Genomic DNA, 13,895 nt, shown 5'->3' with positions numbered 1-13,895 from the left:
GATAGTACGTCACAAAAGGTGTGAATGAACGGTCATTCATTTGTAATTCCCGCCTCCCAGACTGCGCCGGCCTCCTCCTTCCGCGAATGAGTCCGATGCGCCACGCTATGCTGCACCGCCTGCTGCTCACCCTCGCCATCGCCGCCGCTCTGCCGACGCTGGCCCATGCCGAAGACAGCCCCAGCGCCGACGCCGGCGCGTCCGCCGATGCCGCACGTACCGTGGTCGCCCTCGACCAGGTAATGGTGACTGCCCAGAAGCGCGCCACCAACCTGCAGGAGACGCCGATCTCGGTGTCGGTGGTCGATGCCGAAGCGCTGAAGGATCGTAGCGCGATCTCGCTCGGCGCCCTGTCCGATGGCTCCATCCCATCGCTGCGGGTCACACCGTTCGCCACCCGCAGTTCCGCACTGAATATCGGCATCCGTGGCATCGGCGCCTCCGGCGACGCCAACCAGCCGGCGCGTGATGCCGGCGTAGGCATCTACGTCGATGGCGTGTTCATGGGCCGCGCGCAGGGTCTGGGCAGCATGCTCTACGACGTGGAGCGCATCGAAGTGCTGAAGGGCCCGCAGGGCACGCTGTTCGGCCGCAATACCGAAGGCGGCGCGGTGAGCATCGTGACCAAGGCGCCGACCGGCGAGTTTGGCGGCAGCGTCAGCGCCGGGGTATCCAACTTCAGTGGGTACAACAGTGCGCTGCACCTGGACCTGCCCAAGGTGGGCGATGTCAGCTTCAAGATCGACGCCGTGCAGGCCAAGCGAGACGGCACCACCGACAACCCGATGCGCGGCGAGCGTGACTTCAACAGCTACGACAAGCGCGGCGCACGCCTGAGCGCGCTGTGGCAGCCGAGCGATGACTTCTCGCTGCTGTACGCCTTCGACCGCTCCTACGATGCCACCACGCCGTATCACACCCAGGTCCTGGTACCGGGCGCCTACCTCAGTCCGCTGCAGAAGGCAGGTGCCAGCCAGGACCGCCGCGACAGCGCCATCCTGGGCGGGCCGCAGGAAGACAATATCGGCCGCACCAGCGGCCATCTGTTGAACCTGTCGTGGGCATTGAATGACAACCTTGAGCTGAAGTCGATCAGTTCCTACCGCGAGCTGACCCAGGGCCAGTTCGACATGGGCCTGGTCGATGCGATCTCGGCCTATGGTGGCGCCGGCACGCCGTTCGGCCGCTACAGCCTGGCCCAGGTCTACCAGCACCAGTACAGCCAGGAATTCCAGCTGATCGGTAACACCTCGCAGGTGCAGTTCCTTGGCGGTGCGTTCTACTACCACGAGACCGCTGGCGACAATGCACAGACCCCGAACATGCTGGTGTGGGGGCCGGGTGGCAACAGCTACACGGTGAACCCCGCGACCAATCCGCTGGATCTTTCCCGGGTGCGTATCGACCGTGCCAGCAAGGCGTGGACCGACAGCCTGGGCGTGTTCGGCCAGGCCACGTGGACACCGGAAGCACTGCAGCGCCTGCACCTGACCGCCGGCGGTCGCTACACACGTGATGACAAGAAGGGCAACCTGTACATCGTCAACGGTGCCGCCACCAATCTTGCGTTCAAGGACCGCTGGAGCCGCTTCGACCCGATGGTCAACATTGCCTACGACCTTGGCGAACACGCCATGGTCTATGCCAAGTACAGCACCGGCTTCAAGGCGGGTGGCGCCAACTCACGTTCGACCAATTACGCAGCCTTCGGTCCGGAGGAAGTGACGGCCTATGAGCTGGGCTTCAAATCGCAGTTCTGGGACAACCGTGCACGCCTGAACCTGGCCGTGTTCGATTCGACCATCGCGCACAAGCAGATGGACTTCTCGCTGCCGTTCAATCCGAACAGCGGTGAAACACGCACCACCATGGTCACCACCAACGCACTGAGCGATGGCAAGTCCCGGGGTGCGGAGCTGGAATTCAACGTGATGCCGGTGGACAACCTCACCCTCGGCCTCAACTACGCCTACACGAAGATCGATGCGCAGACAGCAACCGACCCGTTCGGCGCTGGCGTGCAGGTGACCGTGCAGCCGCTGCTGGCACCGAAGAACGCGGGCAGCCTGTCGGCCGACTATCTGGTGCCGTTCGCCAACTTCTCTGCACTGAAGTTCCATGTGGACGGCAACTGGTCCGACGGCTACTACACCAGCGAGTACGACCAGATACTCACCGACAGCTCGTTCGTGGTGAATGCACGGGTGGCATTGGTGGATGTGCCGGTCAACGGCACCGGCACCACGATGTCGTTCTCGCTGTGGGCACGCAACCTGCTGGATGAGCAGCACCTGTTCTACAAGATCAACAGCGCGGCGCTGGGCCAGAGCGGCATCTTCAACGACCCGCGCACCTTCGGCCTGGATGTGGCCGTCAACTTCTGATTCGAACGGAGAACCCCATGAAGACCCGCCATACCGAACTCGCCCTGGCCCTGATGCTGAGCCTGCCGCTGGCCGCGACGGCTGTTGCCGCTGATGCGCCGCAGGCCGTCGCCGCGAAGGCGCCCGCCGCTGCCAACGTGAAGCCGGTCGCTGCCGATGCGCAGCGTGTGATTCCGCTGCAGGGCGCGTGGAACGTGCGTACGTTCGCCCGCCTGCAAGGTCGCCACGGCCCGATTCCAGCCGATGCGTTCGTGCGTACCGCTGATCTTGGGCGCCTGACCGAAGCCGACCGTGACGCTTTGGCTGCCGCTGGCGTGAAGCTGGACATCGATCTGCGCACCGCCGATGAGGAAGCACAGTCGCCGGACCTGCTGGCCAGGGACGACCGCTTCGACTATCAGCGCATCTCGCTGATGGGTACCGAGAAGATGGACCTGCAGAAGATGATGACCAGCTTCCCCGATTCGCTGGGCGAAGCCTACGTGCAGTGGCTGGGCCACAGCCAGCCGCAGTTCAAGCAGGTGTTCCAGCGCATTGCCGCGCAGCAGGACGGTGCGGTTCTGTTCCATTGCACGGCCGGCAAGGACCGCACCGGCATCATCGCCGGGCTGCTGCTGGACCTGGCCGGCGTGCCCAAGGCCGAGATCGTGCACAACTACGCGATCTCCGCGCATTATCTGGAAGGGCAGCCGAAGGACAGCGCGATGAACGCGCAGATCATGGCGCTGGTCAAGCAGAACCCGGAGATCGGTCGCAAGATGGCGGGCATGGCCGGTACCGCGCCGGACAACATGGAGCAGTTCCTGGCAGCGCTGCACAACCAGTACGGTGGTGCGGAGGGCTACCTGAAGTCGATCGGGGTCAGCGAACAGGAGATCCAGCAGCTGAAGGTGCGGCTGGGGCAGGCCGGCTGAGGCGGGCCGTGGCCAGGAGGGCGCCCACGCAGCGATCCGCAGGTGGGTCCACGGGTTCCACATCGGTCTCGACCGGTCGTGGACCGAGGCCCACACCAGCTACATCATTTCGAACGCTGCCAGTTTGCAGGTGGCCAAATAGCGGAACGCGATCGAGGCATTTCCCGGCGAGCTGGCTCCCTGGCCATCCTGGAAGGTCGCCTGCACCAGGCTGCCATTCAATTTTGCTGCAAGAACCGCCGCGTACATGGCTTTTCCACCTTCTGTAGCGGTATCAATCCAGATCATGGCGTGATCGCAGGAGCAGCCGGTCAGCGGCACTGTCATGCCGAAGCCGGCGACGCCCTGCGACGGAATCAGGCCCGCGACTTTTCCGATGACGTTGCACACCTTCTGGGCATGGGCGGGGCCCGTCGTGGAGGCTGCCGCCATGGCGACCAGAAGTCCCGCAACTACTCTCCTAATGCGCTGCATGAACCTGCTTCCTTGTTGGGTTGTGCAACAGCGTAGCGCAGCGCGGAACCGCTGTCCGAGGTTTTTCAATCCCCGTCCGGCTTCACCCTCACCACCCGTTTCCGGTACTCGTACACGTTGTCACCGCGGATGCGCTTTTCCTCGGTGCCGGTGACCCGGCCCACCTGCTGGTCCGAACCGGTCACGGGCTGCGCCTCGATTTCGGTCTCGTGCTCGAAGGAATGTGATTTGTCGGTGTTGCGGTAATAGCGGTACAGCGCCCAGTACAGCGCGGTTGCGCCGGCTGGACCTGCCGCCAACAGCCAGAGGCCACTGTCGTCGCTCATGTCGATGCCACTAGGAAGGCAATTGCGAGGGCTTCAATGACGGTGCCGGTGGCCAGTGCCGCCAGCAGCATCTTCCATTGCTGCACGGGCACGCTGCCCATGGTTTCGCCGGTACGGCCGTTCACCGCGATGTAGTGCAGCATGCCGCCGTTCTTTCCGGGCTGGTGGTACGAGTACAACCACACCGGCAGGTACATCGACACCCAGCGGGTGCCATGCACCTCCAGCTGTTCCTGCTCCCAGCGCACGCCACGGTTGTAGCGCTTCACCGAACCTTCCACCTGCGCGCGGGCAATCGACAGCAGCTGGTCTTCCAGCCGCGGCCGCAGCTTTTCCACATCCAGGTTGCGCTTCTCCGAAGTAAAGCCGGCCAGATAGGACGCGTTCCACTTCACCGCGTTCTTGGTATCGAACGGCAGGATGGTGTTGATGATGTTGTTGGTGTTGGCGCGGGTGTCCAGATTGCCGCGCTCGGCCGAGGATTCCAGCGGCAGGTCATCAACGGTGAAATCCACCTGGCGCTCCACCTGGTAGACATCGGCATCGTACAGGGTGCGCTTGTTCTTCTCGCTGCCCACCGTGTACTCGCGCGTCTTGATCTCGCCCTTGCCGGCCACGGCCGCGCTGACATTGCTGTCGACGATCATGTAGGGCAGGAACACGCCCACCACGTTTTCCGGGGTGAACTGGTCCTTGAAGGCCTTCAGCGCGAACATGCGGCGTTTGTCGACGAACTGGCGGATGCGCGCGACCGCGTCGTCCTTCTTGATATGGAAGGGCAGCACTGCATCAGGCACCGCGCCATTGCTGATCTGTTCGTTGACGCCGAATACGTGGCGGCACCAGTGGCAGCGCGCCGTCATCGTGCTTTCGGTATTGACCGTGACTTCGGCGCCGCAGCCGGTGCACTTGAACGTCATCAACGCCGAGGTGTCGGCATCGATGTCGCGTGCGCCGGACGCGATGACGGTGCCGCGCAGCTGGTCGATGGCTTCGCCCAGCCCGAATTCCTCCTCGACCCGCGCGCCATGCCATTCGTGACGGCAGTACAGGCAGACGAGGATGTCGGTGCCGGCCTTGGGCCGGATGTCGGTGGCGCCGCACTTCGGGCAGCGGTTGAGGCCGTCCTTCAGCTCGTTGGCCGAGGTATCGATGGCCACGGGATCGGGCGCTTCCACTTCATCGCGGATGGCCTGCGGCAGCTTCGAGGTGTCCAGCGGGAAGCTGCCGGGCAGGGGAGGGACGTCCTGCGGCGAACCGGGCCCATCCAACGACGCCGCCGGCAAGGGCGGCGGCGTCGCGGGCGCGGATCCGGGCAGCGGCGGTGGGCCGTTTCGGGGATCGGACATGTCGGTTGTGCGTCCTGCTGTTACAGGCCCAGTGCCTTGGCCTTGAGCGCGTCGTAATCGCTCTGGGTGATCAAGCCCAGGTCCAGCATTTCCTTGGCCTTCTTCAGCTTGGCGACCGGATCGTCGGCAGCCGGGGTGGCCGGCTGCTGCATGCCGCCGACACCGAACATGCCCGAGGCCATGCCGACACCGACCAGGCCCGCCGCACCGCCGTTCTCGCCGGCCGACTGGATGCCCTGGGCGACGCTGGCCTGCAGGTTGGAATTGCCGCGCGAACCGGACAGCGCATCGGCGCGCTGCACGGTCTTCAGCAGTTCGCGGGTGTTGGCGTCGTACTCGATCGAGACGATGGCGGTCTTGACGATGGCCAGGCCGCGGTCGGACTTCCACTGGTAACCCTGCTCGACGGCGGCCGACAGGCTCTGCGCGAAGCCCAGCGAGTCCTGCTGCAGCTTAGTGATGCGGTTGCCCTTGCCCGGATCGTTAGTATACAGGCTGAAGGCCGGGGCCAGCGAACCGACCACTTCATTGAACAGCTGGCTGGCAGCGGCGTTGTCCAGATCGGTGAAGTCGAACACCTGGCCCGGCCGCAGGTAGCTGGCCGGTACGAAGTTCTTCACGAACAGGATCGGGTCGACGATCTTCAGCGTGTACGAGCCGCGGGTGATCGCACCGACCTGGGTATTGAGGAAACCGTCGTCCCAGTAGATTTCCGACTGGGTGCCGAAGCGGTTGTCCGGCAGTTCCTTCAGCGAGACGAAGTAGGCCGCCTGCTGCGCGCCCGGCTGGCCGCCGAACTTGAAGCGTTCCCAGCTCTGCTTGATGAAGGTGCTGACCAGGCCGTCGCCGGCGAAGATCGACTGCGAGTTCAGGTCGTCCGAACGCCATTCGTAGCCACCCGGTTCGGCGACGAATGCGGTGATCGCGCCGTCCTGGAACAGCAGCAGGCCGTAACCTTCGGGCACGATGATTTTCGAGCCGTTGGTGATGATGTTGGACGAGCCGCTGGTGTTGGAGCCGCGGCCGGCATTGGTGCCCTGCGGCACCGCCGCGAACAGGGCGGCCGTGGACGGCAGGCCCGCCGGCACGGTGTAGAAGTCCTTCCACTGGTCGGCCAGCACACCGCCAACCGCACCCTTCACCGCCTGTACCAGACCCATGTCCAACTCCCTGTGATTCGAGGGCAGGCACCATGCCTGCCGAGCTTGGCTGAATATAGCAGTGGCCGGGGGCGGCTGTGGTGCCGGCAGGTGAATGGGCGCCACGGGGCCCCGGTAATAGTCCGGACGTTGATTCCGCCGCCGACTCCGGGCCTAATCGGAGGAGGGGCAATGACGTCCCAGCCGACGCTGTGTCGGGCCTGGCCAAGGAGGGTGCAGAGCATGCCGCGCTACAAATCCGAGGAACGCAGTGCACAGTACTACGCACTCTTCGAGCCGACTGACATTCTGGAAAATGGGCGCTGGAACCTTGACGCTCCGGTTCTGATTGATGCGATTCCCGTCGCATCGGCCGAGTCATTTGCCACGATGGACGAGGCGCCGGATAACGTCGACTTTCTTCTGCTGAGCGTCGACGCGCGTGAGGTTGAAGACTACGAGCTGAGCGATGAAGAGTATGCGCGTGGCGAAGACGCTTGGTGCCTAATCACTCTTTCCAACCGCAACTTCGCCGGCGCCATCTCTGTGCGGACACTTCCAATTGGTGATGGCTCTGGTGAGGGAAGTAGGCCTGAAAGACTCTACATGTCCGTGCAGAAGGACGAGACAGGACGCGCGGCGACCTCGAGCAATAACCTGCGCTCCTTTCTGAGTGAGGCTGCCGAGACGTCGCAGGTCGAGGCAGCGCTTCGTAGCGTCGATGTGTCGCTGCATGGCGTTGCGGTCTACGACGTCGGGCAGGCCAACTTCAATGCCCTTGTGGATCAATACGAACATCCTCGTCTGTTCTTTGATTTTGGCCGGCCCATATACATAAAAGGCTTCAGCTCTCCAGCATTGGATAACTTCAATCCTCTGGTCTTCAGCAAGTCGTGGAAATCCAACGAGCCAGTGGTCCTGTCTCATTTGGATCAGGATCATTGGCACTTCGCATTCAAGTCTGGTGTGGCTCGCTGGGACAAGAGCAAGGGTGCCTGGATAGTGAATCCTGTATACCGTCGTACGGCTCGGGAAAGGCCATGGGTTGTCCGCTTGCCGCCATCGACGGTGGCCCTGGGTGCAAGTCACCTCCACCTTCTTTTGTCTCTCAAAAGCAGGAAACTGGCTGGAGGGGCGAGCGCGCTTCACATCTGGAACAGTAATTGGCCGGATATCAGTGTTGGCTCTGTGGTGATCCATCGATGCAATCCGGGCCCGAATACGCCCAACACGCCTGCATATCTGAAGAACAACACTTCCCTGGCGCTAAGAGTGGAATCCGATCATGCGCGCGTTCTGCTGACCGGTGACGCTGACTATCCATCCATTCCGTCATCTGCCAAGCAGGATCTCACCGGAATGGTAGCTCCTCACCACGGCGGTGAGGTTACTGCGAACAGCACGCCAGCAGGGGTCGGCCCAGGTCGAATGGTATTTTCAACATTCAATGGTGCGTATCCCGGCAATCCATCCTCCCAATCATCGTCAGAAGCTCAATTGGCTGGCTGGATCGTGACACAGACCAATTGGCGCTCCTATTGCAGCAGATGCCAGAAGCAGCACGGGCATAAGTACATACCTTTGCTCGCAGCTCCACCTCGATGTGGCTGTACCCACGTGGAACATGCGCAGATATGCCTGCCCACAGGTCCGTGACACTTCAAGTGCGCCCTTACAACATGTACGGAATCTTGAACGCCAGCGTGAAGTCCGGTGCATCCGGGGTCAGCCCGATGCCCAGCAGCGTCACCAGCGTGGTGTGCTGGTTCAACGCATATGTCACGCCCAGGTTCAGGGATGCCGCATTGGCATCACTGCCGATCACCTTCATCCACTTGCCGCCCTGGAAGCGGGTGGAGGCGCGGGCGCTGATGCGGTCACTGAAGGACAGGCTCAGGCTGGTCCGCTCGTTGAACGCAAAGGCCACGCCTGCGCCGAAGTACACCGAGCCACCCAGCTTCACGTCGCCCGGATTGACCGTGTCCGGATTGCTGTCGATGTCGTTGAATCCGCGCGGGATGGAGTGCACATAGCCGATATTGGCGAACAGGATGGCCGGGTCGGCGGTCTTCACCATCGACAGGCCGAGGTTGGCCTGCCATACGCCGTTGCCGGTGGGCTGCTCGCGCGGCACGGCGAAGCGGATGTAGTCATCGTCATCGCGCTCGATCACCTTCCAGTCCAGGCCGTAGGGTGCGCGCCCGGTGGGGGCGGTGACGCCGGCCGTGAGCACGGTCTCCGGGCGCCAGCCGCGTTCGCCGAACAGCCGGTAGTTCGCGCTCAGGCCAATGTCGCCCAGGCCGTTGCCGTTGGTCTGCTCCTGCGCGATGGCGGCTGCTGCACCGCCGGCGCCGCCTTTCTGGTACACGGTGCGCCGCGCCAGGTAGGGCACATCCAGGTTGAGCGTCAGGTTCGGGCTGACGCCCCAGCGGGCCGCCACGTTGTAGGTCAGCGAGTCGGACTCCACGTTCTCGATGGCGATATTGCCGAGGAAGATGGCGTCCAACGCGAGGAAGCCGTTGAGGGTGAGCTGCTTGCGGTCGTAGCGTGCGTAGGTGAGGCTGTTCTCGATGGTGAAGCGGCGCGAGAACAGGGCCGATTGCTGCTGCTTCACATCGTCCACGCTGCGGCGCGACTCCTGCCTGGCCTGTTGTGCTTCTGCGGCGGTACTGGCGTAACCCTCGCTGCTCGGTGGAGCCGCGGCGGCCGCTGCCTGCGACAATGGCGCGGCCGGTGGGGTCGAGGCTGGGCCAACCCGCCCGCCCAGGCGCGCCTGCATGGCCTGCACCTGCATGTCCAGTTCGCGCAACCGCCGCACTTCCTGTGCGTAGTTGGCCTTCAGCTGTTCCAGCTGGTTGGCCAGGGCCTGCACGTCAGCGCCATCGTCCGGCGTCGTCGGTGCGGCAAGGGCGGTGCCCGCCAGCGCCGCCAGCGCCAACGGGGTGATCCTCATCAGGGTGTGCATGTCCGTGTCCTGCGTTGTGGAGCGTTTCCCCCAATGCCAGGCCCTGCTACTGGCCCGGCCCCATGCCGCGGTTCAACGCAATCGCCTGGGCCACGTTCTGGCTCAACGGCAGATTGCCGCCCACGGCGTTGCGCACCAGCTCCAGCCGCAACTGGTTGCTGGCGATCTGGCCGTCACCGGCGAGGGCGATGCCCTGGCCGACGCTGCCATTGCGGATCCACTGCTGTACCAATCCCTGGCCGTCCACCTGCAGCAGCAGGCGTGCCTGGTTGCCTTCCAGCACCGCCGTCGCGCTGGCGCCGCCCTGCTGCGCGCTGACATTACCTGCGCCATCAGAAAGAGCTGCCGGCACGCCACCCTCGCGAACCGTCAGCGTGGTGACGTTGCGCGCGAGATTGCCATCGCCGGCCACCTGCACGCTCTGCACCAGACCGCTGGCGTTGGCCAGGCCGCTGCTGTCGATCCTGCGTCCGTGGGTATCGGGCAGCGGCGCATCGGCTGCCGTGACATGCACGCTGGGCTGGAAGCTGAGTTTCGGCGCGCCACCGCCACGGAAGTCCATGCCCAGGGTCAGGCTGCCCTGCAGGGTCGTGCCGTTGCTGGCCTGCCACTGCGACACCATGGTGACCCCGAACCAGGCGACGTTGTTACCGCCCACGGTGTAGCGCCCCCGCATCAGGCTCAGCTCCGGATCGGGGATTTCCGTGAGGCCACGCCCGGTCCTGCCGTCGGCGGCCTGCAGGGGCAGGACAGGGGCCATCAGCAGCAGAGCCATCCATACGTGTCGGCGGAACATGGTCGTACCTCCTCAGAACAGGTCGGCGTGGCTGAAGCCGAAGTCGACCAGTTCGGCATCGGTGATCGGCCCTTGCCGCGCGAAGAGCGCGCGGGCACTGGGCCGTTCGCTGGGTTGCAGAAGAGCGGTGTTGCGATCGAAGTCGCTGCCGATCACCACGAAGACCGCGCGCGATGGCCAGGCGGCCAGGAACTCCGGCAGCGCCAGGCTGCGGTTGCCGAGGATCGGGTCAGCCACTTCCACGATGCCGTTGCGCACCTGCTTGAGCACGACGAAATGGCGGAAACCACGCACGTCCATCAGCACCAGTCCCGGCACGCGAAGGGTGCGCAGTCGTGTTTCGTCGATGCGGTAACCCCGGCCACGCATGCCCAGCGACTCCACGTAGCGCTTGATGTCGAGCAGGGAGAAGCCGCGTTCGGCTACCAGCGCTGGATCGGACACCCCCATCATCCCTTCAATCACCGTCGCCTCGTCGGTCTGCAGGTGGTAGGCGTGGCGCAGGATGGTCGCCAGCGCCGCAGCCCCGCAGCTGTAGTCGGTGTGCTGGCGTACCACGTTGCGGTAGCGCCGCTCCTGCATGCTCTCCACCTTCTGCTGCAGCAGCGCTCCATTGGGCAGTACGCCACTGAAGCGCACGTCGCCCGCCCACGCAGGAACAGTGGCCAGCAGCAACAGGCAGGCCAGCAGGCACATCGAAAGACGGCAACGGATCATCACAGTCTCCGGCAGCAGGGGGGAGCCCCTGCCCCAAGGGGGAGGAGGGACAGGGGCTCCCGGGAACCCGGCCATTGGCGGACGGCCGGGGTGGTGCGCTTACTCGCCGTTGCCACCGCCGCCGCCGGTGCTGGGCTGGGCGACTGCCAGGGCCAGGCTGTTGGCCTGCAGGTTGCCGGTGCCTGCAGCCACGTTCACGCCGATGTTGCCGGAGGCGCCGGAGAAGGCGCTGCCGGACAATGCCGAGGTGTTGGTGGCGTTGACGTTCACCCAGCGCGTGGTGCTGACCGTGCCGCTGAGGCTGGCATACAGGTCGGCCACGCCCAGTTCGACGAACTGGCTGGTGCCACTCTCACGCGTATCGAAGCCCAGGCCGCCCACCCCCGGCCGGTTGGGGTTCATCGTGGCGTTCTGGATCTGGTTGTCCAGGTCGATGTGGCCGGTGCTGTTGCCACCCGGGTGTGGCAGCTCGCCACTCCACGTATCCAGGTAGTAGTTGGCCATCTGGTAGGCGTTGCCGGTACCGCGGTAGGTGCCCGCGCCATAGGCCAGGGTCAGGCCACTGACGCCGCCACGCATGCCGACCTGCACGGTATCGGTGTAGGACTGCACGAAGCCGGCGTTGCTGACCGTGTTGCCGGTGGAGACCTGGTTGGAGCTGATGCTCGACTGGGCCACCGCGGTGGTCGCGACCGAGGCCGCGAGCGCGTTCTTCTGCTCGTTGTTGTTGCCCGAGGCGATGTTCACGCCGATGTTGCCGGACGCGCCGCCGAAAGCGTTGCCACCAAGACCTGCGGCGTTGGTGACGCCGGAGTTCATGGTCGCGTTGCCGAAGCCGGCCTGGTTGACGAACACCTCGGCGTCAGCCATGCCGAAGCTGAAGGACGCATCGGCAGCGGACAACGACGCGGCATTGTCCTGGGCATTGTTGTCGCCGGAGACCACGTTGAAGCCGAGATTGCCCGATGCGCCGGCACCCACGCTGTCACCGATGGACGCACTGTTGGTGACCAGGCTGTTGCTGGTGGCGTTGTTGCTGATCGACTGGCGGTTGTCGATCACGGCAATGGCCGCCGAGTCGAGGTCGATGTCGCCGGTGATGTTCGGATCGCCGGAGAAATTGATGTCGGTGCTCAGCCGCAGGTCCTTCTCCAGGTTCACGTCGACGCCGTGGTTGTTCTTCTCCTTGCGTTCGTCGGCCTGGATGTTGCTGTGCTTCTGCACATTGACGTTGACGGTGCGGTTGCGCACGTCGTTGTCGGTGTGGTTGTGCGTATCGTTGCGGGTTTCGCTGACGGTGTGGTTGTGGTTGATGTTCGCGTTGGCGTTCTGGTTGTCCCAGCCATTGGCCGCAGCGGCGGTCGAGGCAGTGGCAATCGCCATGGCGAGCATGGTCTGTTTGACGGTCGCTTTCATGGTGCCCTCTCTCTCATCAGGTGGTGCATCGGTTGGGTGGTTGTCACGGGCGGTCCTGCACGACCAGGCCCAGCACGTTGGCCGTATCGTTGCCGTTGCCCGCGATCTGATTGAGTTGCAGGACCCCGTCGAATCCCCGCAGCGCGGTGCTGGCTACACCGGCGCTGCGGGTGCCCGTCGCGACGCCGCGACCGGTGTCGTCCCGCCCCCCTGCCAACGCGGAACCCTCGGCGGCCAAGGCCGTATCGTCGGTTTCGCGTATGCCCTGTCGGGCCAGCGTCGCCCTGACGACGTTGAGCGTCGTGTTGGCGATGCCGCTGGCCTGGTTGATGGATGCGATGCCACTGGCACCGGCCAGTGCGTCACCGCCAATGAATGCAGTGGCCTGCAGCGACCCGGACAGCACGCGGCTGCCCTGCTGCAGTTGCCGCGTATTGATCGCTACGTCGGCGCGATCGCCCTTGGCGATACCCCGCAGGTTGGCCTGCACATTGAGGTCGCCGGCGGCCTGGTTCACGGCGATGGCGCCATTCGCCCCGGCCAGCGCGCGGCCGTCGATCCGGGCCACGTCGAGATATGCGAGCATGCCGCTGTAGTCATCGGCCCGCGTCGCCCAGGGTGCAGCAGCGAGCAGCAGAAGTACGCCGTGCAGAGGCTTCATTTTCCACCTGCCGGGGCCGTGCCCTGCAGCGGGAACTGGGCCAGTGCGCCGCGCACGGTATCGGCGATACCGCGGGTGCTGCTGCCGACCGCACCGAGCGGCCCACTCATGGCGCCCCCCAGGCTGCTGCCGACCATGCCGTCGCCACTGCGGCCCAGCGTGCCGCCCAAGGCCTGCTGAGTGACCCGTTCAACGGTGGTTCCGCCCGGCGCCGCGATGGACGCGGCCTGGCCGGCGCCCATGCCGGCATAGTCCTCATCGCTCAACTCGTCCATGCCGGTCGTCGTGCCGCCGCCCCCCAATGCGGCGGCGATCTCGCGCTGCGGCTTCGGGTCGGCTATCAGCGCCATGCCCGGTGGTGCCATGCGATAGGCCGGCCGCGCGGAGACGTCCCGCAACAAGACGATTTCGCCCGGTTGTGCCTTCACGCCCTGGCGGGCGCCCGACGCGGACGCGTCGGCGCCAACCGACAGCAGAGCTATTGCCAGCGCTGCGGCCAAGCCGCGAATCAGGGTGGTGCCGTCCATGCCGATCTCCCGCGATGGGTGCGGCGGAACCACGCATCAACCGTGCCAACTTCGAAGTGCCCACGCGCCAACAGGGTGACCGTGCAGCACCTGACCGGGCTGCTGCCATGCTGTTACACGCACGTCGCGGAATTGTTGGGGTTTCGAAGCCCCAGGCACCGCAGGGCAAGGGCGGCGGGCGACTGTCGCATCGGTGTTACAGGTGGCGTCGCCGTCTGCAACGGTGC

13 protein-coding genes are annotated in these 13,895 nt (G+C 64.7%); 3 read left to right on the top strand and 10 right to left on the bottom strand.

The window, feature by feature from the left end; translation table 11 throughout:
- Positions 1-95: 95 nt before the first annotated feature.
- Together AC5P99_RS15315 and AC5P99_RS15310 are read left to right on the top strand one after the other, a co-directional pair.
- Entirely contained in the window at positions 96-2,384 is a 2,289-nt protein-coding gene (locus tag AC5P99_RS15315; RefSeq protein WP_495213301.1) for a TonB-dependent receptor, read from the top strand.
- A gap of 17 nt (positions 2,385-2,401) precedes the next feature.
- Positions 2,402-3,298, top strand: a complete 897-nt coding sequence (locus tag AC5P99_RS15310; RefSeq protein ID WP_088436531.1) for a tyrosine-protein phosphatase — start codon at positions 2,402-2,404, stop codon at positions 3,296-3,298.
- A 99-nt stretch (positions 3,299-3,397) separates the two neighbouring features.
- On the opposite strand, the gene AC5P99_RS15305 is transcribed toward AC5P99_RS15310, so the two are convergent.
- From AC5P99_RS15305 to AC5P99_RS15290, 4 genes are all read right to left on the bottom strand, one after another.
- Complete coding sequence (locus AC5P99_RS15305) at positions 3,398-3,772, bottom strand: hypothetical protein (RefSeq protein WP_088436530.1); 375 nt, start codon at positions 3,770-3,772, stop codon at positions 3,398-3,400.
- A 65-nt stretch (positions 3,773-3,837) separates the two neighbouring features.
- The gene (locus tag AC5P99_RS15300) at positions 3,838-4,098 is read right to left on the bottom strand and encodes a hypothetical protein (RefSeq protein ID WP_033834266.1); all 261 of its coding nucleotides are present in this window, start codon (positions 4,096-4,098) and stop codon (positions 3,838-3,840) included.
- Complete coding sequence (locus tag AC5P99_RS15295) at positions 4,095-5,447, bottom strand: hypothetical protein (protein WP_108269823.1); 1,353 nt, start codon at positions 5,445-5,447, stop codon at positions 4,095-4,097. Before AC5P99_RS15295 ends, AC5P99_RS15300 begins: the two co-directional genes overlap by 4 nt.
- Before the next feature lie 20 nt (positions 5,448-5,467).
- On the bottom strand, positions 5,468-6,607 hold the full coding sequence (locus tag AC5P99_RS15290) for an SPFH domain-containing protein (protein WP_005409782.1): 1,140 nt from the start codon (positions 6,605-6,607) through the stop codon (positions 5,468-5,470).
- A 222-nt stretch (positions 6,608-6,829) separates the two neighbouring features.
- Here AC5P99_RS15290 and AC5P99_RS15285 point away from each other — a divergent pair, with 222 nt between their 5' ends.
- Entirely contained in the window at positions 6,830-8,242 is a 1,413-nt protein-coding gene (locus AC5P99_RS15285) for a ComEC/Rec2 family competence protein (protein WP_123958614.1), read from the top strand.
- 16 nt (positions 8,243-8,258) lie between these two features.
- Here AC5P99_RS15285 and AC5P99_RS15280 read toward each other — a convergent pair whose 3' ends face one another.
- From AC5P99_RS15280 to AC5P99_RS15255, 6 genes are all read right to left on the bottom strand, one after another.
- Positions 8,259-9,551, bottom strand: coding sequence for a transporter (locus AC5P99_RS15280; RefSeq protein WP_108269824.1), 1,293 nt, complete (start codon positions 9,549-9,551; stop codon positions 8,259-8,261).
- 46 nt (positions 9,552-9,597) lie between these two features.
- Positions 9,598-10,347, bottom strand: coding sequence for a hypothetical protein (locus AC5P99_RS15275; protein WP_149501129.1), 750 nt, complete (start codon positions 10,345-10,347; stop codon positions 9,598-9,600).
- Between the two features lie 12 nt (positions 10,348-10,359).
- On the bottom strand, positions 10,360-11,064 hold the full coding sequence (locus AC5P99_RS15270) for a C39 family peptidase (RefSeq protein WP_012480358.1): 705 nt from the start codon (positions 11,062-11,064) through the stop codon (positions 10,360-10,362).
- Between the two features lie 99 nt (positions 11,065-11,163).
- The gene (locus tag AC5P99_RS15265; protein ID WP_024957186.1) at positions 11,164-12,480 is read right to left on the bottom strand and encodes a FapB/FapC family functional amyloid domain-containing protein; all 1,317 of its coding nucleotides are present in this window, start codon (positions 12,478-12,480) and stop codon (positions 11,164-11,166) included.
- A gap of 43 nt (positions 12,481-12,523) precedes the next feature.
- A complete protein-coding gene (locus AC5P99_RS15260; RefSeq protein WP_049450774.1) occupies positions 12,524-13,141 on the bottom strand; it encodes a FapB/FapC family functional amyloid domain-containing protein in 618 nt (205 codons plus the stop codon).
- The gene (locus AC5P99_RS15255) at positions 13,138-13,668 is read right to left on the bottom strand and encodes a FapA family amyloid fibril periplasmic chaperone (RefSeq protein WP_005413539.1); all 531 of its coding nucleotides are present in this window, start codon (positions 13,666-13,668) and stop codon (positions 13,138-13,140) included. The genes AC5P99_RS15260 and AC5P99_RS15255 overlap by 4 nt, the downstream gene beginning before the upstream one ends.
- Between the last annotated feature and the right edge of the window lie 227 nt (positions 13,669-13,895).

The organism is Stenotrophomonas sp. YJH_SMC_80, from assembly GCF_059372495.1.
Note: the sequence above shows the minus strand (reverse complement) of the source record. Positions and strands in the feature narration are given on the sequence as shown.

Bases quoted from the DNA above. Each gene is read 5' to 3' on its own strand.
- AC5P99_RS15275 (WP_149501129.1), bottom strand. From the start codon at position 10,347: ATGTTCCGCCGACACGTATGGATGGCTCTGCTGCTGATGGCCCCTGTC.
- AC5P99_RS15265 (WP_024957186.1), bottom strand. From the start codon at position 12,480: ATGAAAGCGACCGTCAAACAGACCATGCTCGCCATGGCGATTGCCACT.
- AC5P99_RS15295 (WP_108269823.1), bottom strand. From the start codon at position 5,447: ATGTCCGATCCCCGAAACGGCCCACCGCCGCTGCCCGGATCCGCGCCC.
- AC5P99_RS15290 (WP_005409782.1), bottom strand. From the start codon at position 6,607: ATGGGTCTGGTACAGGCGGTGAAGGGTGCGGTTGGCGGTGTGCTGGCC.
- AC5P99_RS15305 (WP_088436530.1), bottom strand. From the start codon at position 3,772: ATGCAGCGCATTAGGAGAGTAGTTGCGGGACTTCTGGTCGCCATGGCG.
- AC5P99_RS15285 (WP_123958614.1), top strand. From the start codon at position 6,830: ATGCCGCGCTACAAATCCGAGGAACGCAGTGCACAGTACTACGCACTC.
- AC5P99_RS15280 (WP_108269824.1), bottom strand. From the start codon at position 9,551: ATGCACACCCTGATGAGGATCACCCCGTTGGCGCTGGCGGCGCTGGCG.
- AC5P99_RS15270 (WP_012480358.1), bottom strand. From the start codon at position 11,064: ATGATCCGTTGCCGTCTTTCGATGTGCCTGCTGGCCTGCCTGTTGCTG.
- AC5P99_RS15300 (WP_033834266.1), bottom strand. From the start codon at position 4,098: ATGAGCGACGACAGTGGCCTCTGGCTGTTGGCGGCAGGTCCAGCCGGC.
- AC5P99_RS15255 (WP_005413539.1), bottom strand. From the start codon at position 13,668: ATGGACGGCACCACCCTGATTCGCGGCTTGGCCGCAGCGCTGGCAATA.
- AC5P99_RS15315 (WP_495213301.1), top strand. From the start codon at position 96: ATGCGCCACGCTATGCTGCACCGCCTGCTGCTCACCCTCGCCATCGCC.
- AC5P99_RS15260 (WP_049450774.1), bottom strand. From the start codon at position 13,141: ATGAAGCCTCTGCACGGCGTACTTCTGCTGCTCGCTGCTGCACCCTGG.
- AC5P99_RS15310 (WP_088436531.1), top strand. From the start codon at position 2,402: ATGAAGACCCGCCATACCGAACTCGCCCTGGCCCTGATGCTGAGCCTG.